Genomic DNA, 24,417 nt, shown 5'->3' on the forward strand with positions numbered 1-24,417 from the left:
TTCAGCGGCCGATGCGGGCCGTCCAGCCACGAACAAGGAGGTCGGCGCGCTGGGCGCGAAAGTCGGGCCGCAGCCGACCTCCCCGGTCGAGGGTGGCGAGGCCGTGCAGGGCGCTCCAGGCGACCTCGGTGAAGGTTTCCGCATCGTCGGGCGGCGCGAAGGGCGCGAAGGTCCGCGCCAGGACGGCGAACGCGTCCTTGAGGGCTTGCGGCGCGTCCGGGCCGAATTTCAGCTCGGTGGGCAGCACGAAGATCGCGTCGTAGAGGGCGGCGCTGTCGCGCGCGAAGGCGAGATAGGCGTCCACGACGATGGCCAGCGCGGCTTCGGGGGTGTCCGCCGTGTCCACGAGTTCACCCAGGGCCGCGGCCAGTTCGGCGCAGCCCTGCTCCGCGACGGCGGACACGATGGCGTCCTTGCCGGCGAAGTGGCTGTACAGCACGGGCTGGCTGTATTCGATGCGTTCGGCGAGTTTGCGCACGGTCACCGCGTCCCAGCCGTCGGTCTCGGCGATCTCGCGTGCGGTGTCGATGATGCGTTGCCGGCGTTCGAAGCGCTCGCGTTCCTTGCGTGTCTGGGTGACTTTCATGAGAAAACTCTAGCACCGCTAGACAAACTATCTATGCATCAGTTAGCGTTGCTTCATCAGTTAGCACCGCTAGATTCTGGAGCACAGCAATGAAGACCTCGCGCATCGCCAATGTCCTCGCTCTCGCCGGCGCCGGTTTCATCACCTACATCGGCGTCCGCTACCTCGCCGACCCGCAGGGCATGGCCCCCGGCATGGGCTTCAAGGCCTACCCGACCGGGCAGGCCGCCGACTTCCTGAACGTGAAGGGCGTCCGCGACGTGGTCTCCGGCCTCGCCGTCGTCGCCCTGCTCGCGGCCCGCGAACGCCGCGCCCTCGGCATTCTGCTGCTGGTGGAGTCCGTCATCCCGGTCGGCGACATGCTCTCCGTCCTGCGCCACGACGGTTCCACCGCAACGGCTTTCGGGGTGCACGGCCTGACCGCGGCGCTGGTCGCGGCCACCGGACTGCTGGTGCTCGGCGAACGCCGCACGGCCGCAGCCGAATCCCCGGCCGTGACCTCCGTCGCAGTGGGATGAATTTCCTTTCGTCCGGCCTGCCCGCACACGAAATGGGCCGCTCCCCATCGGGAGCGGCCCATTCGTCGGTCGGTCTGCTGCTACACGTCGGTGGAGAAGCGGATGCCGCCGTCCGGGATGTCCACTCCCGGCCATACTCGTGCGCCGCGTAGTAGTTCGCACCGGGCGCCGACGATCGCGCCGTCGCCGATCACCGCGTCGCGGACCAGGGCGCGGGGGCCGATCTTGGCGCCGAAACCGATGATCGAACGTTCCACGGTGGCGCCGGCTTCCACGCAGGCGCCGTCGAAGAGGATGGCGCCGTCGAGACGGGCGCCCGCGCCGACCTCGGCGCCGCGGCCGACGACCGTGCCGCCGATGAGCAGTGCGCCCGGCGCCACGCCCGCGCCCGGGTGGACGAGGGATTCGCCGCGCTGGCCGGGCAGGGCCGGGGAGGGCGCGATGCCGCGGACCAGATCGGCCGAGCCGCGGACGAAGTCCTCGGGCGTGCCCATGTCCCGCCAGTACGACATGTCGACGTGGCCCTGGATGTGGGCGCCCTCGGCGAGCAGCGACGGGAAGACCTCGCGTTCCACCGAGACCGGGCGGCCCGCGGGGATCTTCTCGATGTATTCGCGCCGGAAGACGTAGCAGCCGGCATTGATCTGGTCGGTCGGCGGATCCTGGGTCTTCTCCAGGAAGTCGGTGACCCGGCCGGTCTCGTCGGTGGGCACGCAGCCGAAGGAGCGTGGATCGCTGACCCGCACCAGGTGCAGGGTGACGTCGGCCTTGGAGGTGTGGTGCGTCTCCAGGACCGCGTTGAGGTCGGTGCCGCCGAGTACGTCGCCGTTGAACACCATGACGGTGTCGGCGCGCAGTTTGGGCAGCACATTGCGGATGCCGCCGCCGGTGCCCAGGGCCTGGGCCTCGGTGACGTATTCGATGTCGAGTCCGAGTTCGGACCCGTCGCCGAAGTGGTCCTCGAAGACCTCGGCCTTGTACGAGGTGCCGAGGACGACGTGGGTGATGCCGGCGTCCGCGATGCGGGCCAGCAGGTGTTGCAGGAACGGCAGTCCGGCCGTGGGCAGCATCGGCTTGGGGGCGGACAGGGTCAGTGGACGCAGTCGGGTGCCCTGGCCTCCGACCAGGATCACCGCGTCCGTAGACCCGGCGGTACTACCGCTGTTCGCCATCTTCTCCCCTGTGGTCAGGTGTCGGTGAGCCTCAAAGAGACTAATCGGTCGCGTTCCCGCGGCTCAGCCGACAGCCTTGTCGCGTTCACGCAGCGCAGATCGAACCGCAAGCCTGCAACGGATCGCAAGTCCAGCCTTGAGCGCGAGCCGCAGCGGAGCCTGCCACCAGTGCGGGTGCCGGTCGGCCTGGAAGCGGTACGCGCTCGCGTGGTGCGCGGGGAGCATCGTCTCGGGGTGGCGTCCCGCGGCGTGTCCCTTGGCGTGCGTGACCTCGGCCGATGGCACGAACACATTGTGCCAGCCCGCCTTGCCCATGCGGTCACCGAAGTCCACATCTTCCATGTACATGAAATAACGGGAGTCGAATCCGTCGATGGAATCGAAGGCGGCGCGGCGCACCAGCAGGCAGGAACCGGACAGCCAGCCGACCGGACGCTCGGAGGGTTCGGCACTGTCCTGGCGGTAGCGCTGGGTCCACGGGTTGCCGGGCCAGACCGAGCCGAGGATGGCATGCCCGGCGCCGTCGGCGATGCCGGGCACCGAACGCGCGGACGGGTACATGCTGCCGTCCGGTTCGAGGACCATCGGGCCGAGCGCGCCGGCGCGCGGCCAGCGGCGCGCGGCCGCCAGCAGGGTATCGATGGAATCGGTGCCCCAGCGCACGTCCGGGTTGGCGATGATGACGAATTCGATATCGGGGTCGATCTCGGCGACCGCGCGGTTGATGGCGCCGCCGTAGCCGATATTGCCGCCGGTGCGCAGCAGCCGGACATGGGCATTGGCCTCGGCGGCCAGTTCGGGTGAACCGTCCACCGAGCCGTTGTCGGCGAGGATGACCTGTGGTTTCTCGCTGGTTGCGGTGGCCAGGGTGCTGATGAAGTGCTCGAGGTGCTCACCGGGCGAGTAGGTCACCGTGACGACGGCGATGGTCGGCCGTCCGACTTGATCCGAGGGGCTCACGGGGGGCCAGCCTAGTCGGAGATGCCGTGCAGTGCGTCACTCAGTGCAAGTCGCCAATCACGCAGGGGGGCAAGTCCGGCGGCAACCCAGGATTTGCCCGAAAGGACCGAATATGCCGGGCGCGGAGCGGGTCTCGGGAAATCTTCGGTGCCACAGGGCAGTACGCGCTCCGGATCGGCGCCGAGGCCGGCGAAGACCGCGCGGGCCAGCTCGAACCAGCTGCCCTGCCCGCCATTGGTGGCGTGCAGGATCCGGTGCGCGCCCGGAGTCGCCGCCGGGTCCGGGCGGGCCGCCAGTTCCAGCAGGCCCGCCGCGAGATCGAGTGTGTAAGTGGGCGAACCGATTTGGTCGTTCACCACCCGTACGGTGTCGCGCTCACCCTCCAGCCGCCGCATGGTGGCGACGAAATCCGAACCCTGCCCCGAGTACACCCACGCGGTCCGCACGATGTGCGCCGCGGGCGCGATCCGCAGCACCGCTTGCTCCCCCGCGAGCTTGGAGCGGCCGTAGACGGTCGCGGGCCCGGTCGGGTCGTCGGGCTCATACGGATGGTCGGCCGTGCCGGGGAACACATAGTCGGTGGAGACCTGAATCAATCGCGCCCCGGCCGCGGTACACACGCCGGCCAGCACCTCGGGCCCGGTGGCGTTCACCGCGAACGCCCGATCCTCATCCGTCTCCGCCTGATCGACGGCGGTGTATGCCGCGCAATTGATCACGACGGCACCGGGTTTCACCACGTCACGCACGGCGTCGGCATCGGTGATGTCGAGTTCGGCGCGGCCGAGGCCCTGGGCGCCGGGTGCGAGGTGCAGCAGTGCGCGGCCGAGCTGTCCGTGTGCTCCGGTCACCACGAGCGGCGTGGTGATGGGAGTCACGGGGGAAGCGGAAGTCACGGCCGACAGTCTGGCACGACTTCGCGACTCCGCGACTCACGGAGCCTGAGCTACAGCGACATCCTGGCTACCGCGTCTAGCCTGCACCCAGGGGTGGTTCGCGGCGCGTCTCGGTCTGGACTGAGTGGAGCGGGGGAGCGAAGCGGAGGAGCGGAAGGAGGGAAGACCGAGACTTACAGCGCCGCGAACCCGCCCGGAGCGAAGCGGAGGGCAAATAGGCACAGAAAGGACAGTGGAGTTGCCAGAGACCACAAGGGCATCGGTGCCGCTACCGTCACGCCCACCCGCCTCCGGTGGCTCCCGCATGTCCCTCGGCGGCTCGCGGACGCCCTTCGGCGGCCGTCGCACACCCTGGCATCGCAAGTACCCGCGGCGGACGCTGGCGGCGCTGCTCTCCGTGCTGGCGCTGGTGCTCACCGGATTGGGCTGGCACAGCGTGGATCAGCTGATCTCGGGCATCGAGCGGATCGGCAATCTGGGGCTGGGCGGTGAGTCCGACGGCGCGACCGACATCCTCATGGTGGGTATCGACGCGCGGGCCGACGCGCACGGCAATCCGCTGACCGCGGACGAGTTGGCCATGCTGCACGCCGGTGACGATGACGAGGGCGGCCTCAATACCGACACCATCATTCTCATCCGGGTGCCCAATGACGGGCAGTCGGCGACGGCCATCTCGATTCCGCGCGACGCGTATGTGGACATTCCGGGAATCGGCATGGGCAAGATCAATTCGGCCTACGGCGTGACCAAGGCGACTCAGCAGCAGAAGCTCATCGATCAGGGCGTCGTCCCCGCCGAGGCCGACCGCCGGTCCACGCTGGCGGGCCGGCAGGCGCTCATCAAGACCGTGGGCAATCTGACCGGTATCACCGTGGACCATTACGCCGAGGTCGGGCTGCTCGGCTTCGTGCTGCTCACCGACGCCGTCGGCGGGGTGGAGGTATGCCTGAACAATGCGGTGGACGAACCGCTTTCGGGCGCGGACTTCCCCGCCGGTCAGCAGCAGCTCAATGGCGCGCAGGCGCTGAGCTTCGTGCGGCAGCGGCACGAACTGCCGCGTGGCGATCTGGATCGTATTGTGCGGCAGCAGGTTTACATGGCGCAGCTGGTGCATCAGGTGCTGAGCGCCAAGATGCTGACCAGTCCGGGCCGGTTGCGTGATCTCAGCGATGCGCTGGGCCGCACGGTGGTGCTGGACGACGGCTGGGATGTGCTGAGCTTCCTGCACGAGCTGAAGGATCTCTCCGGTGGCCTGGTGAAGTTCGAGACCATCCCGGTGAAGGATCTGGCCGGCTGGACGGACAACGGCGAATCGGTGGTGAAGGTCGATCCGGCCGATGTGCACAAGTTCGTGGCGAAGGCGGTGGGCGACGACTCCGGCGATTCGGGCGTCGACACCACCAGTTTCGCGGTGGACGTCTACAACGCCAGCGGCACCGGCGGCCTGGCCGGGCAGGCGGCGACGGCGCTGGCGGCCAAGGGTTTCCGCACCGGCACGGTGGACAACTGGATCGGCGGCCCGATCCAGACCAGCCGGGTGCTGGCCGGGTCCGGCGGCGACCCCAAGGCGCGCGCGGTGGCGCAGGCGCTCGGCGGGCTGCCGGTGATCTCGGAATCAGGTATGGCGGAGGGGTCGATCCGGGTGGTTCTCGCGAGTGACTACTCTGGTCCGGGTTCGGCGACGGGCAGCGGTACCTTCGATTTCTCCGGTGGCGCCGCGACCGCGATCCCCGTAGCGCCCGCCGCACCCATCGATGCCGGCCAGAACGGACCGAAATGCGTCAACTGACAGAGACCCTCACCGACGCGGTGCTCGACCCCATCCTCGCCCGCGATCCGGCGGGCCCGCGCATCACCTATTACGACGACGCCACCGGCGCCCGGATCGAACTGTCCGCGCTGACGCTGGCCAACTGGGCGGCCAAGACCGCCAATATGATTCGTGACGAGTTCGGGCTGTCCTCCGGCAGCCGGGTGGCGGTGCTGCTGCCCGCGCACTGGCAGACCGCGGCCGTCCTGCTCGGTTGCTGGTGGGCCGGGGTGGAGGTGGTGCTGCACGCCGATCCGGACGCCGAGCTGGCGCTGGTCACCGCGGATCGCATCGCGGAGGCCGGGGATATTCCGGAGGTGGCGGCGCTGTCCCTGGATCCGATGGGCATGCCGGTGCGGGATCTGCCGATCGGCGTGACCGACTATGCGTCGTCGGTGCGGGTGCACGGCGATCAGTTCCATCCGGGCGGCGTGGGGTGCGCGCTGGACGGCGAGTCGGTATCCGAGGTGCTGGACAAGGCTCGCAAATCGGCCGCGCGGCAGGGCTTCACGGCCGGTGATCGGGTGCTGTCGTCGAGTTCGTGGCAGACGCCCGCCGAGGTGATCGACGGTTTCGTGGCGGTGCTGGTCTCGGGTGCGTCGCTGGTCCAGGTCGCCAATCCGGATCCGGCCGCCGAGGAGCGGCGCATCGGCACCGAGCGGATCACCGCGCGGCGGCAAGCCTGAGGTTGGTTTACGAACCTCCTGAGAACCCGATGTGGGGCTGCGGGCACCTACCCAGGTAGGAGCCCTGTTTCCCGCCACGGGATGTTTTTTACCGCAAGGACTTTCCGTACCGTGGAGTTATCCGACGACGAGGGAGTCAGCGATGATGAGCCCGCGATACTGGTTGCGGTGGCTCGCCGAACAGGGCGCGCCCCGATACGTCCTGCGACTCCAGGCTCGCCGCGGCGACCCGTTCGCGGCGCTCATCGGCAGCGCCGCCGGCCTGCAGAACCCCTACCCGCACATCGAGGACCTGCGGGGGCGGGGGCGGCTGTTCCGCAGTCCGCTCGGCTGGGCGACCGCCGACTACGAGCTGACCCGGGCCGTCCTGCGCGACACCACCTGGGGTTCGTACGGGCTCAGCGGTTTCGCCGAGCGCAGCCCGATGCGGCGGGTCTTCGAGGCCGCGCCGCTGCCGGCCAATCCGGTGGAGAAACCGTCCATGCTGGTGAGCGATCCGCCGGAGCACACGCGGCTACGCAAGTCGGTGTCGGCGGCCTTCACGCCGCGCGCGATCGGCCGCTTGCGGGATCGGGTGGAGTCGGTGACCACCGAACTGCTGGACGGGATGCCGTCGGGCGGATCCATCGATCTGGTCGAGGGTTTCGCCGCGCAGGTGCCGATCGCCATCATCTCCGAAATGCTCGGTTTCCCGTACGAGACCCGGGACGAGTTCCTGGCCTGGGGTGACGACATCAGCCCGATGCTGGACATCGGCATCCGCTGGCGGGTGTGGCGGGATGCGGTGCGGTCCATGCAGGCCATGGACGGTTACGCCGATGGGCATATCGAGCAGTTGCGGCGCGAGCCCGGCGAGGACATCCTCAGCGCCCTGGTGTCGGCGGGCGATATGGACGATCAGGAGCTGAAGGCCACCGCGGTCCTGTTGATGGGCGCGGGTTTCGAGACCACAGTGAATCTCATCGGCAACGGCGTGGTGCAGTTGCTGTCGCATCCGGAGCAACTGGACCTGTTGCGCGCCGATCCCGACCTGTGGCCGCAGGCCGTCGAGGAGGTGCTGCGTTTCGACTCGCCGGTGCAGACCACCGCGCGAATGGCCTTGCGCGACACCGAACTGGACGGCAGGCGCATGCGCAAGGGCACCGTCGTGCTGATGTCGCTGGCCGGCGCGAACCGCGACCCGAAGGTGTTCGAGGACCCGAACCGCTTCGATATCACGCGGCCGAATGCCAAGGACCACTTGAGTTTTTCGAGCGGCATCCACGTCTGTCTCGGTGCGGCGCTGGCCCGCATGGAGGGCACCTACGCGCTGCGGTCACTGTTCGACGAGTTCCCGGATCTGCGTCTCGCGGGAGCACCGCGGCGCCGCAGTCTGTTCACTCTGCACGGTTATGCCGCGATGCCGGTGCATCTCGGTGACCGCGCGCACGCCACGGCCGAGCGGTTGTCGGAGCCGAGGGTGTGACGGCATACCGGCGGCCCTTGATCGGCACCGGCCGATAACGCACGGCCGGGTCGGTCACCACGATCCAGTCGGCGGGCGTCCCCGCGGGCATCGTGATACGGCTGGAAATAAATATCATTCGCTTTCCTATTCGCCCAGGTGGACGATCGAGCCGAATTGCTGCTCGTAATTGCTCATGCTGTCGTTGAGGGTCTGCATGAGCCGGAAGATCATGGACGGTGGAAATTTCACCCGCGATACGACTTGTACCGGTTGACGCACTACAGATTTCCCACCGTCGTCGACCGATTGTTCGGTCGGCAGGTAGACGACGAAATCGATGGTGAAATCCGTTCGGTTGTACCAGCAGGTGAATCCGTTGGCATACACTCCTACGTTCATCGCCTCGGGAACGATCACTTCGACATTCACCGGAGGCGGCGGCTCTTCGCTCATCGGTACATCGTCGCTTCGCTTATAGGCACATCGTCGCCTATGGCCGAAAGGGCCACCATCGGTGACCCTTTCGGTACCGTTACGGTTGACTACCGGTTCTGGAGATGCCGGGTCTGCTGCCGCAGCTGGTTCAGCTGCAGCTCCCACTGACCGACGCGATCCTGGGTGCGGGTCGCCTGATCCTCGGCCTGCTGGGCCAGCTGACCGGCCTGATCGGCCTGATCCTGCGCCGACTGGGCCCGCTGCTGTGAGGAATTGGCCTCGGTCTGGGCCTGCTGCGCCTGGTTCTGCGCCCGGTCGGCGTCGTTCTGGGCCTGCTGCGCCTGGTTCTGCGCCTGCAGCGCCTGCTGGCGCGCCTGCTGCGCCTGCTGGTTGGCCTGGTTGGCCTCGCTCTGCGCCAGGTTCGCCTGGTGCTGGACCTGCCGGGACTGTTGCTGGGACTGTCGCGCAAGATTCTGCGCCTGCTGGGCGAATTGACGCGCGCTCTGGGATTCCTGACGCGCTTCGTTCATCTGCATTTGCAACGCATCGATGTCGCGGGTGGTCGGGGCCTGCTCACGCGTGGTTTCGTTGCTCTCTTGTGCCATCTCGAATTCCTTTATCCCGCTGGATATTTCACATCCTCTGCATCAGTGAAGCGGACATGTCCATCCTCCGCTCGACACAAGATCGATGGCAACGAATACGAAACATCGACGAAATACTCCGGAAAATTTACACCGCTGATTCCGTTACAGCTCAGTAGAACCCGACGATTTGATCTCCCCAGACCGAGTTGCGGTCATGATCCGGGTCCACCTCCACGCGGTCGATATTGTCGATGACAAGCGTCTTGCGATCGGCGGCGGAGTAGGGCGGCCAATGCTTGGAACCGTCGATGGCAGCGGGCACGCCGTAGCGGGCGAAGGCCAGCCAGCGGCGCATCATGCGGCCCGAAACATCCTGTGCCGCTTTGCGTCCGCCGAGCCAGAAGCTCGGGTCGTAGTCGAAGGAGCCGAAATTGCCGAAGACATAAGGCAATTCGGTGGCGTGGCCCGCGCCGACACGGGCGGCCTTGAGCATCGGTGTGGCATGGTCGAAGCGATACACCCAGGTCGGCGAGTGCGCCGAATGCGCGTCCGCCACCCAGTGCGAGGGCATGCGGAAGGCCGCGTCGGTGGACATGGTGAGCGCGCCGCGCGGCGTGCTGACCTCGTAGGCGGAGGCGATGTCGGCGATCCGCTCCGGCGACAGGCCGGGATGTTCGGCCGCCACGCCACGCAACATGGCGTTCACCGCATCCGGGGTGACCGGCATGATCGGCGAGCGGAACAGCCGGAACAGGGACGCCTCGTCCTTGTTGGTGCCGATGATGAGCGGCATCCGATGCGAACGGCCCTGCTGGAAACGCTCACTCGGGTATGCGGGCAGCAGTTCGCCGTCCACCACGGGCGCGGCGGCCAGCCGGCCGGGCTCCCGGGTGGGCACCTCGTCGAGCAGCACACCGGCCGCGGACACGATGCGTTCGATCGGCATGTCCAGCAGATCGGCCGCGCGTTCCGGGGGCAGTTCCAGCAGATCGAGGTATCGCTTGGCCACGCCCGCCGCGCGCTCCGGTCCGAAAACCGTTGTGGCGGGCGGGGATTGGGCGATGGCCTGCTGGAACAGGCCCGCCGACAGCGGCGAGGTGAGCAGTGCGGTCACACACCCGGCGCCGGAGGACTCCCCGAAGAGCGTGACCTTGTCCGGGTCGCCGCCGAAGTTGGCGATGTTCTCGCGCACCCAGTGCAGGGCGGCGATCTGATCGTGCAGGCCGAGGTTCGGGGTGAACTCGGCGCCGAGCGCGGACAGGTCCAGGAAGCCGAGGGCGCCGAGCCGGTAGTTCACCGCGACCACGATCACGTCGCCGGTCTCGGCCAGCCGCCGGCCGTCGTAGATCGCCTGGGCGGCGGTACCCAGGCAGAACGCGCCGCCGTGGATCCACACCATGACCGGGCGCGGTTCGTCGGCGGAGGCGGTGGGGGCCCAGACGTTCACCCAGAGGCAGTCCTCGCCCATGACCAGTCCGGAGTCGACGGGTACGAAGCCGGCGCTCTGCGGTGCGATATCGCCGAAGGTCACGCAGTCGCGGACGCCGTCCCAGGGTTCGGCCGGCCGGGGGCGCCGGTAGCGGTTCGGGCCGCCGGTGCTCGCGCCGTAGGGAATGCCCTTCCAGACGCTGACCGCGCCCTCGATACGGCCGCGGACCTCGCCGTATTCCGTCCGGGCGACCGGCCCGCTGTCCTGATCCGACAACATGTCGAAGACTCGAGTGCTCACGCCGACCTCCTCGTACTCCGTAAATCGAGAGTACCGAGTCCATCGGTTCCGGCACTGTGATCGTGATCAGCGCGCCGTTACGGGTCAGTATCGGGTTTGTCGGCGTGGCCGAGCGAGCGACCGGGGGCCACCCGGTCGCGCACCCGCTGTTTGAGGACGGCGATTTCGGGAAAACCGCCGTCCGCCTTGCGTTCCCAGATCTGCTCGCCGTCGACCGTGATGCGGAAGACGCCGCCCTCGCCGGGCACCAGCGCCACTTCCGTAAGGTCGGTGGCGAAGGTGGACAGCAACTCCTGGGCCATCCAGCTCGCCCGGAGCAGCCAACGGCACTGGGTGCAGTATTCGATCGCGACGCGGGCCATGACGGCACCTTATCGCGGGGTGTTCCTACTGGAAGTAGGTGAGTAGACCGAGCACACCGGAGAGCATTCCGAAGGCGTCGGAGACTACGGCCGAACCTGTGCTCATGATGTTCAGGATGTTGAGGGGATTCACTGTCAGCTCCTTCGATCGCGCGATGTCGGGGCCGAGACTGTGGTGCTGACTCCACGGTAGCTCCAGACAAACCTTTCGGTTCGTCGAATTCACCTTGTTACACAAGCCTTTTCACATCGAGTGATCTTGTTTCACATTACGACACAGCGAATTTCCGGCTGTTACCGCTCGCCACGCACTTGTCGGTCCTCTCCGATACAACTTCGAGGGAACCGAGGAAGGGGGAACCGATGACCATCACCGCCTGGACCGCCGAGCAGATCGCGGCCCTCGCACCCGATGCCTCCGCGCTCGCCGCCGCCCGGAAACTGCGCGGCAAGTGGAGCGCGAGCGGGCAGCACGATACCGCGCTGTGGGGGCTGTGCCAGGGCAGTGGGAGCCGCCCGTATCAAACCATCGTCGATCTCTCCGGCCCGGCGTACAAATGCTCCTGCCCGAGCCGCAAGTTTCCGTGCAAGCATGCGCTGTCGCTACTGCTGTGCTGGTCCAGCGGAGAAATCGCACCCGCGGACGCGATCGCCGACTTCGCCGCGGACTGGCTGGGCGGCCGCGCCGTCCGTGCCGCGAAAAAGGCCGCACCCGAAACGGAGTCGCCGCGCACGACCGCGAGCGCGACGGCCGATCAGCGCCGGGCGCGGGTCGCGGCCGGGCTCGCCGATCTCGACACCTGGCTCACCGATCAGATCCGTACCGGCCTCGCCCAGGCGGACCGCTCGCTGACCGCCTTCGAATCCGTCGCCGCCCGCATGGTCGACGCGCAGGCCCCCGGCGTGGCCGGCACCCTGCGCCAATTGTCCAGCGTCGCCTACCATTCCGAATGGCCGCAGCTACTGCTGCGCGAATACGCCCGCCTGCACCTGCTCGCCACGGCCCATCGCCGCCTCGATGCCCTCTCCCCCGCCCTGCAATCCACGGTGCGCGCCCACCTCGGCTACCAAACTCCGGCCGAGTCGGTCCGCACCGAACCCGCCGTCCGCGACACCTGGCTCGTCCTCGGCATCCGCACCACCACCGAAGACAGTCTCTACACCCGCCGGATCTACCTGCGCGGCCGCACCACCGCCCGCTGGGCGCTCCTGGTGGACCACCACTACGGCAGCCCCACCTTCCCCATGGACACTCCACCCGCCGGCTTCCAGCTCGAAGCCGACCTCCACTACTACCCGGGCGCCGCGCCCCTGCGTGCCCTCTGGGGCACCCGCCACACCATCTCGGAACCCTTCACCACCATCCCCCGCCCGGTGTTCGGGAACACCGGCCACAACCCCACCGACTTCGCCGCCTCGACCGGAATCGATACGGCGAGCGAGGCCGGGCGGTCCGGCGGTATCGAGGCGGGGCTGCACGACTACGCGGTCGCCGTGGGGGCCGACCCGTTTCTGCGGTCCTGGCCGGTACTGCTGCCCGATGTCGTGCCGGTGCGGACCGAAAGCGGTTGGTACGTAGCGGAATCCGATGGCGCCGCACTGCCGGTGGCGGTGGCGGACGGGGAGCCGTGGCGGCTGCTGGGGCTCTCGGGCGGGCATCCCGTCACGGTGATCGGTGAGTGGGGCATCGACGGACTGCTGCCGGTCGCGGCCTTCGCTAATGGAGTCGCCGTGAACATCACCGCGACGGAAGGCATGACGGGTCGCTTGCCTGCCGCGGCCGCCGCCGGATCACCCGGCGCGAGTGCCGAACTGGTCTCGGCTGCACTGCTCGGTACGGGCCGGCGCGCGCCCGAGTACTCGGGATTGCCGGTACCGGTCGCCGCAGCAGCCGCACGACTCGGCGCGGGAGCAGAGCCCAGCCCCAGTACACCGCAGCCCCATGGCCCAGCGGCGGAGCCCCATGACGCAGCGGCGGAGCCCCATGACGCAGCGGCGGAGCCCGATGACATTGCCGCCGAGCCCAACGGGGTCGCTGCCGAGTCCGGCGGCGGTGCGGCGGAACAGACAAAGGGCTCCGGCTCCGGCTCCGGCTCCAGCTCCGGCTCCGGCTCCGGCTCCGGCTCCGGCTCCGGCTCCGGACTGCAGGCTGCGGCCGGGGCCCAGGAGGTACAAGCCGATTCCGTCGACGCGGGCGCGGGTACTCGGGCAAATCGGCGGGACACCGCGGCGGTACTGCTTGAATCCGTTGCGCTGCAACACTGTTTCACTCGCGGCGGGATGGTGGCCGGGACGGCGGAGCTGGCTGCGGCGGCCGAGGATGATGGGCGGCTGCTGTTGCCGGAGGCGGCGGCGGGGCGGTTGGGCGCGTTGCTGGCGGATAATTCGCCGTTCCTGGATGAATGGTTCGCGGCCGCGGGCAGGCGGGATTACCGGGCGCCGGATGGTCTGGTGAGCGTGCTGCTGGAGCGGGCCAAGGCGCTCGCCGGGCATCGGGAGGCGTTGTTGCGGCTGGCGGGGGCGCGGGGGCGGTGGCTGGCGGGGCAGCATCCCGGATGGCGGACGCTGGTGCGGGCCGCGGTGGAGGATCAGTCGGTGTGGTCGCACGGGCGGGCCACCGAGCGGCGGATGTGGCTGGCGCAGTTGCGGCGCCGGAATCCGGGGGCGGCGTGGCTGGCGTTGAGCAGTTCGTGGAGCAGTGAGGCGGGGGCGGGGAAGGCCGAACTGCTGGGGGTGCTGGCGGACGGGCTCTCGCTCGAGGATGAGGGATTGCTGGAGGCGGCGCTGGAGGATCGGCGGGCCGAGGTGCGGCGGATGGCCGCGGATCTGCTGGGGCGGCTGCCGGATTCGGCGTTCGCGGGGCGGATGGCGGAGCGGGCGGGGGCGTGGGTGAGCTTCGGGCGGCGGTTGACGCGGCTCGAGCTGACCACCACCGGACCGGGCGTCCTCGACGATGCCGCGCGGCGCGATGGGGTGGGAGATTCGTTCGGGTACACCGCTTACCGGGCCGACGGCGCACCGGATCTGTCGGGTGAATGGCTGCACCGGGTGGCCGCCGCGACACCGCTGACGCATTGGGAGCGCGTGCTCGGCCCGGCGGACAAGGCGGTGCAGGCCGCCATGGCCGAGGGCGTGCGCGGGCCCATGTTCGCGGGCTGGTCGGACGCCGCACTGGCACAGCGGAATCCGGTGTGGGCGCGGGCCCTGTTCGGCGCCTATGCCGCACAGCAGGCGGGCGAGGCGGACAGCGAGAAGTTGCGCGAGCTCTTCGCCATGCAGCCCCTCGAAGATCAGATCCGGCATCTGCGACGCCTGGACTCCAGCTGGCTGGCCGAGATCGAATCGCTGCTCCGCGCCCTGCCGCGGCCGTGGCCGATTCCCATGGCCGAACACGTGTTACGACTACTGCTGGAGCGGGCAGAGCTGTGCGCCGACCGCCCCGGCGCGCCGAGCCTGGTGCCCGGCTCGTACCGGACGCTGTTCCGCGCCGCGTCCGCGCACTTCCCGGTGAGCGTGGCCGGCACCGTCACCGGCATCGCCCGCAAATGCGGAGATCCCTACTGGGAGCAGGCTTTCGACCAGCTCGCCCATGACCTTATCGAACGCAAGACGATGCTCGAGGAGCTGCAATGACCACCGTTCAGGAGCAGGACGCGCTGCTGCGCCCGCACGCCGAACAGGCCTTCGCCGAGGAACTCGCGGCCCTGGCGGCCGCCGATGACCGCCCGCGCCCGCCGTCCTGGCGGCTGTCCCCGTGGGCGGTGGTCACCTATCTGCTGGGCGGCGCCCTGCCGGACGGCACCGTGATCACCCCGAAGTACGTGGGCCCGCGCCGCCTCATGGAGGTCGCGGTCGCCACCCTGGCCACCGACCGGGCGCTGCTGCTCATCGGCGTGCCCGGCACCGCCAAGACCTGGGTGTCCGAGCATCTCGCGGCCGCGATCTCCGGGCAGTCCACCCTGCTGGTGCAGGGCACCTCGGGCACCGCCGAGGAAGCCATCCGCTACGGCTGGAACTACGCCCGCCTACTGGCCGAGGGCCCGAGCGAGGCCGCCCTGGTGGCCTCGCCGATCATGACCGCCATGCGCCGGGGTTCCATCGCCCGGCTGGAGGAGCTGACCCGCATCCCGTCGGATGTGCAGGACGCGCTGATCACCGTGCTGTCCGAAAAGACGCTCCCGGTACCGGAACTCGGCTCCGAGGTGCAGGCGGCCAAGGGCTTCAATCTGATCGCCACCGCTAATGACCGCGACCGCGGCGTCAACGAACTCTCCTCCGCGCTGCGCCGCCGCTTCAATACGGTGGTGCTGCCGCTGCCGGCGGGCGAGGACGAAGAGGTCGCCATCGTGACCCGCCGCGTCGAACAGCTCGGCGCCGCACTGGAACTGCCCGCCGTCCCGGCCGCCGCCGAGGAGGTGCGCCGGGTGGTGCGGGTCTTCCGCGAATTGCGTTCGGGCATGACCGAGGACGGCCGCACCAAGCTGAAGTCGCCGTCCGGCACGCTCTCCACGGCCGAGGCCATCTCGGTCATCACCAATGGCCTCGCCCTGGCAGCGCATTTCGGCGACGGCGTACTGCGCGCACCGGATATCGCGGGCGCGGTGCTGGGCGCGGTCGTCAAGGATCCGGTGGCCGACCAGGTGGTGTGGACCGAGTACCTGGAGGCCGTGGTGCGACAGCGCCCGGACTGGGCCGACTTCTACCGCGCCTGCCGTGAGGTGCACCGATGACCGTGCCGGCCGCGGCGCGGGAGACGAGCGCGGCAGTGGGGGCGGAGACCCGGGTCTTCGGTATCCGCCATCACGGCCCCGGCTCGGCGCGTTCACTGCGCCTGGCGCTCGAGAAGTTCTCTCCCGACGCCATTCTCATCGAGGGACCGGCGGACGCCGATCCACTGATCGGCTACCTCGCGGCCGAAGACATGCGGCCGCCGGTGGCGGTGCTGGGCTATCAGCCGGATCGGCCATCGCACGCGGCCATGTGGCCGTTCGCGGTGTTCTCCCCGGAGTGGCAGGCGCTGTCCTACGCGGTGGAAAACGAGGTGCGCGTGGGCTTCTGCGATCTGCCCGCCGCCACCACCCTGGCCCTGGAGAACGAGCCGGGCGACGGCACCGACCCGCTGGGCATCCTGGCCGCCGCCGGCGGTTACGACGATGCCGAGCGCTGGTGGGACGCCATTGTCGAATCCACCTCGGACGCCGATATTTTCACCGCCGTGAACGAGGCCATGGCGGCGCTCCGCGAGGAGGCCGAACACCAGGCCGAGCCGGCAACGCAGGCCGTACCGGCGGCAGAATCGGAATCCGAGCACACGGCCCCGCCGGAAGGGTCCGGGGCCGGGGCGCAGCAGGATTCGGAGCCGGAGTTGGCGCGGTTGCGGATCGTGGTCGACTCGCACACGCTGCGGCGTGAGGCGCATATGCGGCAGGTCATGCGAAAGGTGTTGAAGGAGGGCGCGCAACGGCTCGCGGTGGTGTGCGGCGCCTGGCATGCGCCGGCCCTGGAGGGCAAACTCGGCCCGGCTGTCGCGGATGCCCGCATCCTGAAGGGCCTGCCGAAGGGGAAGGCCACCCTGACGTGGGTGCCGTGGACGCATTCCCGGCTGGCCGGCTCCTCCGGCTACGGCGCGGGCATCACCTCGCCCGGCTGGTACCACCACCTGTTCACCGAGACCGAGCAGCCGATCGCGCGCTGGCTCACCAAGGTGGCGGGCATCCTGCGCGCCCATGATCTACCCGTATCCAGCGCGCACATCATCGAAGCCGTGCGCCTCGCCGACACGCTCGCGGTGCTGCGCGGACGCCCGCTGGCCGGACTCTCGGAGGTCACCGAGGCCACCCGGGCCGTGCTCTGCGACGGCGACGAGACCATGCTGCGGCTGGTCAGCACCGAACTCGTGGTCGGGGAGGCCATGGGCACGGTGCCGGACGGCACGCCGACGGTCCCGCTGGAGGCGGACCTGCGGGCGCAGATCAAGACGCTGCGCCTGAAACAGCAGGCCCTCGAACGCATCGTGGATCTGGACCTGCGCACCGACGGCGGCGTCGCGAGATCCCGCCTGCTGCACCGGCTCCGGCTGCTGGGTATCGGCTGGGGCCGGCTCACCGACAGTCAGGTGCGCAATACCGGAACGTTCCGGGAGACCTGGTCGCTGCAATGGCGGCCGGAGCTGGCCATTGCCGTGGTGGAGGCGGCCCGCTGGGGCACCACCCTGCAGACCGCCGCGGAGGCGAAAGTCCTGGACACCGTGGCGAATCCGGACGCCACCGTGAGCATCGTGTCCGCGGCCCTGGAATCGGCCCTGCTCGCCGATCTGGGCGGCGCGACCGACGGCCTCATCGCGCGCCTGGAATCCGTTGCGGCCCTGGACCACGACGTCACCCATCTGCTTTCGGCGCTACCGGGCCTGCTGCGCACCCTGCGCTACGGCGATGTGCGCGGCACCGATACCGCCGCCCTCACCCGGGTGGCCGACAGTCTCCTGGTCCGCAGCTGCGCGGGCCTCCCGAGCGCCGTCACCGGTCTGGACGCCGACTCCGCGAATCAGCTGCGTGCCCTGATGGACGCCGCGCACCTGGCCCTTTCGGCCCGCGACAACGAGTGGGCGACCGCGACCTGGCTGGCCGCGCTGCATACGCTCGCCGACCGCGACGACGTGCACGGCGGCCTGGTCGGCCGAGCGGTCCGCCTGCTGTGCGACGCCGAACTCATCGATTCGGAGGAGTCGGCTCGCCGACTATCCGCGGCCCTGTCGGTGGGCCGCACCGCCGCCGACAAGGCGGGCTGGATCGACGGGTTCCTGGGCGGCCGCGGCCTGCTACTGGTTCATGATCGAAACCTGCTGGGCCTCATCGATTCCTGGCTGTGCGGCCTGGAGGAAGATCAGTTCGTCGCGACCCTGCCGTTGCTGCGCCGCACCTTCGGCGCCTTCGACACCGGCGAACGCCAGGCCATCGCACAGTCCGTCCGCCACGGCGGCGCACCCGCGAACACCGGCACGGCGACCACCGGATACGACACCGCGCGCGGCGAACTGGCCTTGTCCGCCGCACTCGAAATCCTGGGAGTGACAGCATGAACGACGACGGCATGAGCGAGGTCGGCGAAAGCCGGTCGCGGCGTTGGCGGTTGGTGCTGGGGGCGCCGGCCGAGGGGGCGCACGGGGGCGGGCTGGGGGCGGCCGATGATGTGGCGATGGATCGGGCGCTGGGGGCGTTGTACGACTCGGATGGGCGGAGCGGCAACAGTGGCCGGCGGTCGGGTGGGCTGGGCGGGTCCGCGCCATCGGTGGCGCGGTGGCTCGGGGATATCCGGAATTACTTCCCGTCCACGGTGATCGAGGTGATGCAGCGGGATGCGGTGGAGCGGCTGAATCTGACCGAGCTGCTGCTGGAGCCGGAACTACTGGAAGCCGTCCAACCCGATGTGCATCTGGTGGGCACGCTGCTGAGCCTGAACCGGGTGATGCCGGAGACCACCAAGGCCACCGCGCGGACGGTGGTGGAGAAGGTGGTGCGGGAGATCGAGCGGCGGATCGCGGCGCGGACCGTGGCCGCGGTGGGCGGGGCGCTGAATCGGGCGGCCCGGGTCTCGCGGCCGAAACTGCGAGACATCGACTGGGACCGGACCATTCGCAAGAATCTCGCGAACTATCTGCCGGAGCATCGCACCGTGGTGCCGGAACGACTGGTCGGTTACGGCCGTAAGGCGCAGGCCGTGCGCCGCGATGTGGTGCTCGCCATCGACCAGTCCGGATCCATGGCGTCCAGCGTGGTTTACGCCTCGGTCTTCGGCGCGGTGCTGGCCACCATGCGGTCGCTGAAGACCTCCCTGGTCGTGTTCGACACCGCGGTGGTCGATCTCACCGAGAAGCTGGCCGATCCGGTCGACGTGCTGTTCGGCACCCAATTGGGCGGCGGCACCGATATCAATCGCGCCATCGCCTATTCGCAATCGCTCATCACCCGCCCGGCCGACACCCTGTTCGTCCTCATCTCGGACCTCTACGAAGGCGGCGTGCGCGCCGAAATGCTGCGCCGCGTGCGCGCGATGAAGGAGGCGGGCGTCCAAGTGGTGGTGCTGCTCGCACTCTCCGACGACGGCGCCCCGGCCTACGATCGCGACAATGCCACCGCGCTCACGGCGCTCGGCGTCCCCGCCTTCGCCTGCACCCCCGACCGCTTCCCAGATCTGCTCGCAGTCGCCCTGGATAGAGGAGACGTCCAGACCTGGGCTCACACCAACGCTGGCCGACCATGACAAAGCTGGCAGAATGTGCCCCTGGTGCTGCCCACTCCGAGAGTTCGCGGCGCGTCTCGTTCTGGACTGCGGCTTGATAGGCCTCCGCCTTGGAGCGGGGGAGCGCAGCGGAGGAGCGGAGGGAGGGAAGAACGAGACCTCCAGCGCCGCGAACACGCCCGGAGCGAAGCGAAGGGCAGATTGAACACAGAACGGGGGCTCGGTTTTGCGCTCTGGTGATGTTTTTGCTGGTTACGTCATCGAACGTGAGCTCGGTCGTGGCGGTATGGGCTCGGTGTACCTGGCCAAGCATCCGCGGCTGCCGCGGCTGACGGCGCTGAAGCTACTGAATCAGGAGATGTTCTCCGACGACGAGATTCGCGCCCGGTTCATCCGGGAAGCCGATCTGGTCGCGCAGCTGGATCATCCGAACATCGTCACGGTCTACGACCGCGGCACCGAGGATGAGCAGCTATGGATCTCCATGCAGTACATCGACGGCGTGAACGCCTCGGCGGTGCCGGCCACCGCCCTGCCACCGCAGCGGGCCGCGCAGATCATCGGTGAGACCGCCAAGGCCCTGGACTACGCGCACGGGCGCAATGTCCTGCATCGCGATGTGAAGCCCGCCAATATCCTGCTGGCCCGTTCCAGCAAGACCGGCGGCGAGCGCGTCTATCTCACCGACTTCGGCATCGCCCGGCTGCGCGACGACACCGGTCACCTCACCCAGACCGGCACGGTCACCGCGACCCTCGCCTACGCGTCACCCGAACAGCTCACCGGCGCCACCCTGGACGGCCGCTCCGACCAGTACTCACTGGCCTGCACCCTGTTCCAATTGCTGACGGGCACTGTCCCGTTCGAGGGCACCAGCCCGGCCGCGGTGATCCGCGGTCATCTGCAGCAGCCGCCGCCCCCGGTCAGTCCGCTGCGGCAGGGCCTGCCGCGCGCCCTCGACGGTGTGCTGGCCCGCGCGCTGGCGAAGCGGCCGGCGGATCGATACCGCTCCTGCGTCGAATTCGCCGCGGCCGTGGAACGCGCCCTGTCGACTCCACCGGTCCCGCCGCGCCCGCCGACTCCCGTACGCCCGCAGCCCATCGTGGCTCAGCAGCCGGTGGTGGCCCCGCGCCCGCCCACCCCGGTGCATCCGCAGCCGGTGATCCAGCAGCAGCCGCCCGCGCGCCAGCCCACGCCGGCGACGCCCCGGCCGCAGGTGGCGCCCAGCCAGCGGCCGGCTTACGGGCCCGCCTACACGAATCAGATACCTGCCACGAATCAGATGCCGTCTGCGAATCAGATGCCGTCGTATCAGGCGCCGACCTATTCGCCCCGCCCCACGCCGCCGGGTTACCCGGTGCCGCAGCGCAAGTCGGGGGCGCCGATCGGCTGGATCGTCTTCGGCATCGTCGCGGTGCTGATCGTGCTGATCATCGTGGTGGCCGTGATCGTCAAGGCCAGTAAGTCGAAGGCCGACGGGCAGCCCGCGCCCGGCGTGGTGACGCTGTCGTTCGAGAGCTACCTGAACCACGACAACGCGTTGGGCGACAAGCCTTTCCGTATCACGCTCTGACGCTCACGCTCCGAAAGCAACAGGGGCCCCACCTTTCCGGCGGGGCCCCTGTTCGCTCTCCTACAGATCCGCGATGGCCGCCAGCGGCGGCGTATGCGCCGCCCGCACCGCCGGCCACAATGCCGCGAGTACGCCCACGACGCCCGAAGCCAGCACCATGATCACGATCTGCCCCCACGGCACGGCAATGGTGGCGATCCCGAGATCCTTGAGCGTGCGCAGGAATCCCTCGCCCAGCCCGATGCCGAGCAGTACCCCCACCAGCGCGCCGAACACGGCGATGAGCATGGACTCCAGATAGATGCTGCGCCGCACCTGTGGTCGTTGCATGCCGACCGCGCGCAGCATGCCGATCTCACGCCGCCGCTCCACCACCGACAGCGCGAGGGTGTTGACGATGCCGAGGATGGCGATGACCACCGCCAGCGCCAGCAGCCCGTAGAGGATGGCCAGCAGGGTGTCGATCTGCTTGCCCTGCGCGCCCTTGAAGTCGTTGCGGTCCTCCACCTGCACGATGACGTACTTCTCGGTGGCCTTCACCAGGTCACCGCGCATGGTGGTCAGGTTCGCGCCCGGCTTCGCCTTCAGCAGCACCAGGAAACTGCTCTGGTAGCTGGGCGGAACGGTCTTCTCGTACAAGGCCATCGGCGCGACCAGCGAACCGAGCAGCTGGGTGTCCTTGTACACGCCCGCGACCGTGACCTGATACTTCTTGAAGTCCAGGCTGGTCACGTCGACCTGCTGCCCGACCTTCCAATTATGTTCGGCGGCATAGGTTTCCGACACCATGATGTCGTTGTCGCCGAGCTGGTCGGTGCCGTGCCGGACGTCGTAGTTCAGCACATCCTTCATCGGCCCCTCGGGCACGGTGCCGGTCACCTGCTTGTCGCCGACCTTCAACGCGATTCCGTGGAACGCCACCACATCCTGCACGCCGGGCACCTGTTGTACCGCCGGTGTGGCGGCCAGCGGGACGCCGATGAGCTGGCCGGGCGGCCCGGCCAGGATGTAATCGGCCGTGACGCCCTTGTCCACCAGATCACTGATGCTGGCCTTGGCCGAGGAACCCAGCATGCCGATGGCGGTCACCAGCATCAGGCCGAGGGTGAGCGCGAAGGCGGTGGCGGCGGTGCGCCGCGGATTGCGGATCGCATTGTTCTTGGCCATCCGCCCGATCGGCCCGAACGGCCGCACCAGGAATCCGAGCCCGGTCAGCACCGGCCGGGACAGCGCCGGCGAAGCGAGCAGTACCGCGAAGATCAGTGCCGCCGCGCCGATTCCGACCACGGTCGCCGCGCCGCCGCCGGTGCCGCGCGCGCCGACCACCACCAGCGCCACACCCGCCACCGCGAGCGCGGCGCCGATCATCGTGCGCAGCCGCAGGGATTCTCCGGCCGAGGCGAACTCCTCGCGCATGGCCTCCACCGGCGGTACCCGGGACGCCCGCCGGGCCGGCGCGTAGGCGCTGGCCACGGTCACCACCACGCCGACGCCCAGCGCCACCAGTACGGTGCGCGGCTCCAGCTGCATGGTGCCGGTCGGCAGGCCCAGTTTGAACGCATTGAGCAGGCCGGACAGCCCGAAGGCCAGGCCCACGCCGGCCGCGAGACCCAGTGCGCTGCCGATCAATCCGACGATCAGCGACTCGCCCACCACGGAACGGGATATCTGCCCGCGGCTGGCGCCGATGGCGCGCAGCAGCGCGAGTTCCCGCAGCCGCTGCGCCACCAGCATGGAGAAGGTGTTGTAGATGATGAACGTACCCACCAGCAGCGCAATGGATCCGAACGCGAGCAGGAAGTAGTTGATGAACTTCAGCGCATTGCCGAGCTGGGCCTTCATGTCCGCACGGACCTGATCGCCGTCCTGCACCTTGTAGTCGGGCAGGGCCTTCTTCAGGGTGTCGCGCAGATCATCGGCTTTCACACCAGGTTTCGCGGCAATGTCGACGTAGGCGACGTGCTGGCCGTCGGTGAACAGCTGGCGGGCCTGCGAGTCGTCGAATTCGAGTGCGATGAATCCGCCGGTATTGGAGGAGATGTCGTAGATGCCGCTGACGGTGACGTCGATATTGCCCTTGGACGGCACCAGCACGGTCGTCTTGTCGCCGACGTGCAGCCCGGCCCGGTCCGCGCCGCCCTTGTTGATGGCGATCTCACCCGGCTCGGTGGGTGGCCCGCCCAGGAGGAACTTGTCCGGCTGGGCGACCGCCTTGTCCGGCGGCAGATACGACTGGCCGATGGTGGGTGCGCCGCCGGTCTGGACGGCGTGCCCGTCCTTCAGCAGCACGACGGGCCCGTTCACCGCCGGTGCGGCGGTGCGCACGCCGGGCGTGGCGACGATCTTGTTCACCACATCCTGCGGAATACCCAGGGACTGCACCTCTTTGGGTGAGACGCGTACGTCGACACCCTTGGCTTGATCGGCGAAGATGCCGTTGAAGGTGTTCTGCAGGGTGTCGGTGAAGATGAACGAGCCGGAGATGAAGGCGGTGCCCAGCACCACCGACAGCACCGTGAGGAACAACCGCACTTTGTGCGCGGCAAGATTGCGCAAGGCAACCTTGCGCATGGGGCTTGCGGCCATCAGATGGTCTCCAGCGATTTCATCTTGTCGAGCACGGAATCGGCCGTAGGGTCACGCAATTCGTCGACGACGGACCCGTCGGCGAGGAACACCACGCGGTCGGCGTAGGAGGCGGCGCGCGGATCGTGCGTCACGATCACTACGGTCTGCCCGAATTCGCTGACGGCCGCGCGCAGGATGGACAGCACCTCACCGGAGGAGTGCGAATCCAGGTTGCCGGTCGGCTCGTCGCCGAAGATGATGTCCGGCTTGCCCGCCAGCGCACGCGCACAGGCCACGCGTTGCTGCTGGCCGCCGGAGAGTTCGCTGGGGCGGTGGGTGAGCCGGTCCCCCAGGCCGAGCCGTTTCACCACCGTGGACAGCCACTCCTCGTCGTGCTTGCGGCCCGCGATGTCCAGCGGCAGCGTGATGTTCTCCAGCGCGGTCAGCGTCGGCACCAGATTGAACGCCTGGAAGACGAAGCCGATGCGGTCGCGCCGCAACTGGGTCATCTCCTTGTCCGAGAGCCGGGTGAGATCGGTATCACCTATGTGGACGCTGCCGCCGGAGGCGGAATCGAGTCCGGCGAGGCAGTGCATGAGGGTGGACTTGCCGGAGCCCGACGGACCCATGATCGCGGTGAACTCCCCCTTCGCGAACTCGGCCGTCACCCCGGCCAGTGCGCGGACCTGCGTATCGCCGGATCCGTAGGTCTTCACCAGATCGGTGGCGCGGGCGGCGACGCCGCCGGCGTCCTGCTCCTGGACGACGGATTCCGAGACGTTCGAAGTCATGGTGTCCAGTGTGTCGAGAACACGCAGGCCGCGCCATCCGGAAAAACCCGGACCGC

At 68.9% G+C, this 24,417-nt stretch carries 19 protein-coding genes; 9 read left to right on the forward strand and 10 right to left on the reverse strand.

Annotated features, from left to right (window positions below; genetic code table 11):
* Position 1: 1 nt before the first annotated feature.
* Positions 2 to 586: a TetR/AcrR family transcriptional regulator gene (locus ACIP5Y_RS13420; RefSeq protein ID WP_400350030.1), complete on the reverse strand. Its 585-nt coding sequence runs from the start codon at positions 584 to 586 to the stop codon at positions 2 to 4.
* Positions 587 to 675: 89 nt separating this feature from the next.
* Here ACIP5Y_RS13420 and ACIP5Y_RS13425 point away from each other — a divergent pair, with 89 nt between their 5' ends.
* A complete protein-coding gene (locus ACIP5Y_RS13425; RefSeq protein ID WP_400350031.1) occupies positions 676 to 1,104 on the forward strand; it encodes a DUF4267 domain-containing protein in 429 nt (142 codons plus the stop codon).
* A gap of 80 nt (positions 1,105 to 1,184) precedes the next feature.
* Here the strand turns inward: ACIP5Y_RS13425 and ACIP5Y_RS13430 are convergent, their stop codons facing one another.
* From ACIP5Y_RS13430 to rfbD, 3 genes are all read right to left on the reverse strand, one after another.
* Positions 1,185 to 2,276: a sugar phosphate nucleotidyltransferase gene (locus ACIP5Y_RS13430; protein WP_400350032.1), complete on the reverse strand. Its 1,092-nt coding sequence runs from the start codon at positions 2,274 to 2,276 to the stop codon at positions 1,185 to 1,187.
* 63 nt (positions 2,277 to 2,339) lie between these two features.
* Positions 2,340 to 3,236, reverse strand: coding sequence for a glycosyltransferase family 2 protein (locus ACIP5Y_RS13435; RefSeq protein ID WP_400350033.1), 897 nt, complete (start codon positions 3,234 to 3,236; stop codon positions 2,340 to 2,342).
* Between the two features lie 11 nt (positions 3,237 to 3,247).
* A complete protein-coding gene (gene rfbD, locus ACIP5Y_RS13440; RefSeq protein ID WP_400350034.1) occupies positions 3,248 to 4,132 on the reverse strand; it encodes a dTDP-4-dehydrorhamnose reductase in 885 nt (294 codons plus the stop codon).
* Between the two features lie 304 nt (positions 4,133 to 4,436).
* Between rfbD and ACIP5Y_RS13445 the strand changes: the two genes are divergently transcribed.
* The 3 genes from ACIP5Y_RS13445 (at position 4,437) to ACIP5Y_RS13455 (ending at position 8,096) form a co-directional block, all read left to right on the forward strand.
* Positions 4,437 to 5,924 (forward strand): LCP family protein, encoded by a 1,488-nt coding sequence (locus tag ACIP5Y_RS13445; protein ID WP_400351264.1) that lies wholly within the window; start codon positions 4,437 to 4,439, stop codon positions 5,922 to 5,924.
* Complete coding sequence (locus ACIP5Y_RS13450; RefSeq protein ID WP_400350035.1) at positions 5,912 to 6,631, forward strand: TIGR03089 family protein; 720 nt, start codon at positions 5,912 to 5,914, stop codon at positions 6,629 to 6,631. The genes ACIP5Y_RS13445 and ACIP5Y_RS13450 overlap by 13 nt, the downstream gene beginning before the upstream one ends.
* Positions 6,632 to 6,773: 142 nt before the next feature.
* Entirely contained in the window at positions 6,774 to 8,096 is a 1,323-nt protein-coding gene (locus ACIP5Y_RS13455; protein ID WP_400350036.1) for a cytochrome P450, read from the forward strand.
* A gap of 126 nt (positions 8,097 to 8,222) precedes the next feature.
* Here the strand turns inward: ACIP5Y_RS13455 and ACIP5Y_RS13460 are convergent, their stop codons facing one another.
* From ACIP5Y_RS13460 to ACIP5Y_RS13475, 4 genes are all read right to left on the reverse strand, one after another.
* Positions 8,223 to 8,531, reverse strand: a complete 309-nt coding sequence (locus tag ACIP5Y_RS13460; protein ID WP_400350037.1) for a DUF3467 domain-containing protein — start codon at positions 8,529 to 8,531, stop codon at positions 8,223 to 8,225.
* An 89-nt stretch (positions 8,532 to 8,620) separates the two neighbouring features.
* A complete protein-coding gene (locus ACIP5Y_RS13465) occupies positions 8,621 to 9,118 on the reverse strand; it encodes a hypothetical protein (RefSeq protein ID WP_400350038.1) in 498 nt (165 codons plus the stop codon).
* Positions 9,119 to 9,269: 151 nt separating this feature from the next.
* Positions 9,270 to 10,808 carry a carboxylesterase/lipase family protein gene (locus tag ACIP5Y_RS13470; protein ID WP_400351265.1) on the reverse strand — a complete coding sequence of 513 codons (1,539 nt, stop codon included), beginning with the start codon at positions 10,806 to 10,808 and terminating at the stop codon, positions 9,270 to 9,272.
* A 98-nt stretch (positions 10,809 to 10,906) separates the two neighbouring features.
* Entirely contained in the window at positions 10,907 to 11,191 is a 285-nt protein-coding gene (locus ACIP5Y_RS13475) for a SelT/SelW/SelH family protein (RefSeq protein WP_400350039.1), read from the reverse strand.
* A 363-nt stretch (positions 11,192 to 11,554) separates the two neighbouring features.
* Between ACIP5Y_RS13475 and ACIP5Y_RS13480 the strand changes: the two genes are divergently transcribed.
* The 5 genes from ACIP5Y_RS13480 (at position 11,555) to ACIP5Y_RS13500 (ending at position 21,002) form a co-directional block, all read left to right on the forward strand.
* Positions 11,555 to 14,824, forward strand: coding sequence for an SWIM zinc finger family protein (locus ACIP5Y_RS13480; protein ID WP_400350040.1), 3,270 nt, complete (start codon positions 11,555 to 11,557; stop codon positions 14,822 to 14,824).
* Positions 14,821 to 15,921, forward strand: a complete 1,101-nt coding sequence (locus tag ACIP5Y_RS13485) for an AAA family ATPase (protein WP_400350041.1) — start codon at positions 14,821 to 14,823, stop codon at positions 15,919 to 15,921. Before ACIP5Y_RS13480 ends, ACIP5Y_RS13485 begins: the two co-directional genes overlap by 4 nt.
* Positions 15,918 to 18,269, forward strand: a complete 2,352-nt coding sequence (locus tag ACIP5Y_RS13490) for a DUF5682 family protein (RefSeq protein ID WP_400350042.1) — start codon at positions 15,918 to 15,920, stop codon at positions 18,267 to 18,269. Before ACIP5Y_RS13485 ends, ACIP5Y_RS13490 begins: the two co-directional genes overlap by 4 nt.
* Positions 18,270 to 18,280: 11 nt before the next feature.
* Entirely contained in the window at positions 18,281 to 19,450 is a 1,170-nt protein-coding gene (locus ACIP5Y_RS13495; RefSeq protein WP_400351266.1) for a VWA domain-containing protein, read from the forward strand.
* A gap of 205 nt (positions 19,451 to 19,655) precedes the next feature.
* The gene (locus ACIP5Y_RS13500; RefSeq protein ID WP_400350043.1) at positions 19,656 to 21,002 is read left to right on the forward strand and encodes a protein kinase; all 1,347 of its coding nucleotides are present in this window, start codon (positions 19,656 to 19,658) and stop codon (positions 21,000 to 21,002) included.
* A 60-nt stretch (positions 21,003 to 21,062) separates the two neighbouring features.
* Here ACIP5Y_RS13500 and ACIP5Y_RS13505 read toward each other — a convergent pair whose 3' ends face one another.
* Both ACIP5Y_RS13505 and ACIP5Y_RS13510 read right to left on the reverse strand, forming a co-directional pair.
* On the reverse strand, positions 21,063 to 23,588 hold the full coding sequence (locus tag ACIP5Y_RS13505; protein ID WP_400350044.1) for an ABC transporter permease: 2,526 nt from the start codon (positions 23,586 to 23,588) through the stop codon (positions 21,063 to 21,065).
* Positions 23,588 to 24,361 carry an ABC transporter ATP-binding protein gene (locus ACIP5Y_RS13510; protein WP_400350045.1) on the reverse strand — a complete coding sequence of 258 codons (774 nt, stop codon included), beginning with the start codon at positions 24,359 to 24,361 and terminating at the stop codon, positions 23,588 to 23,590. Before ACIP5Y_RS13510 ends, ACIP5Y_RS13505 begins: the two co-directional genes overlap by 1 nt.
* Positions 24,362 to 24,417: the final 56 nt, after the last annotated feature.

The organism is Nocardia sp. NPDC088792 (genome assembly GCF_044750615.1).
In the GTDB taxonomy this organism is placed as follows: Bacteria; Actinomycetota; Actinomycetes; order Mycobacteriales; family Mycobacteriaceae; genus Nocardia.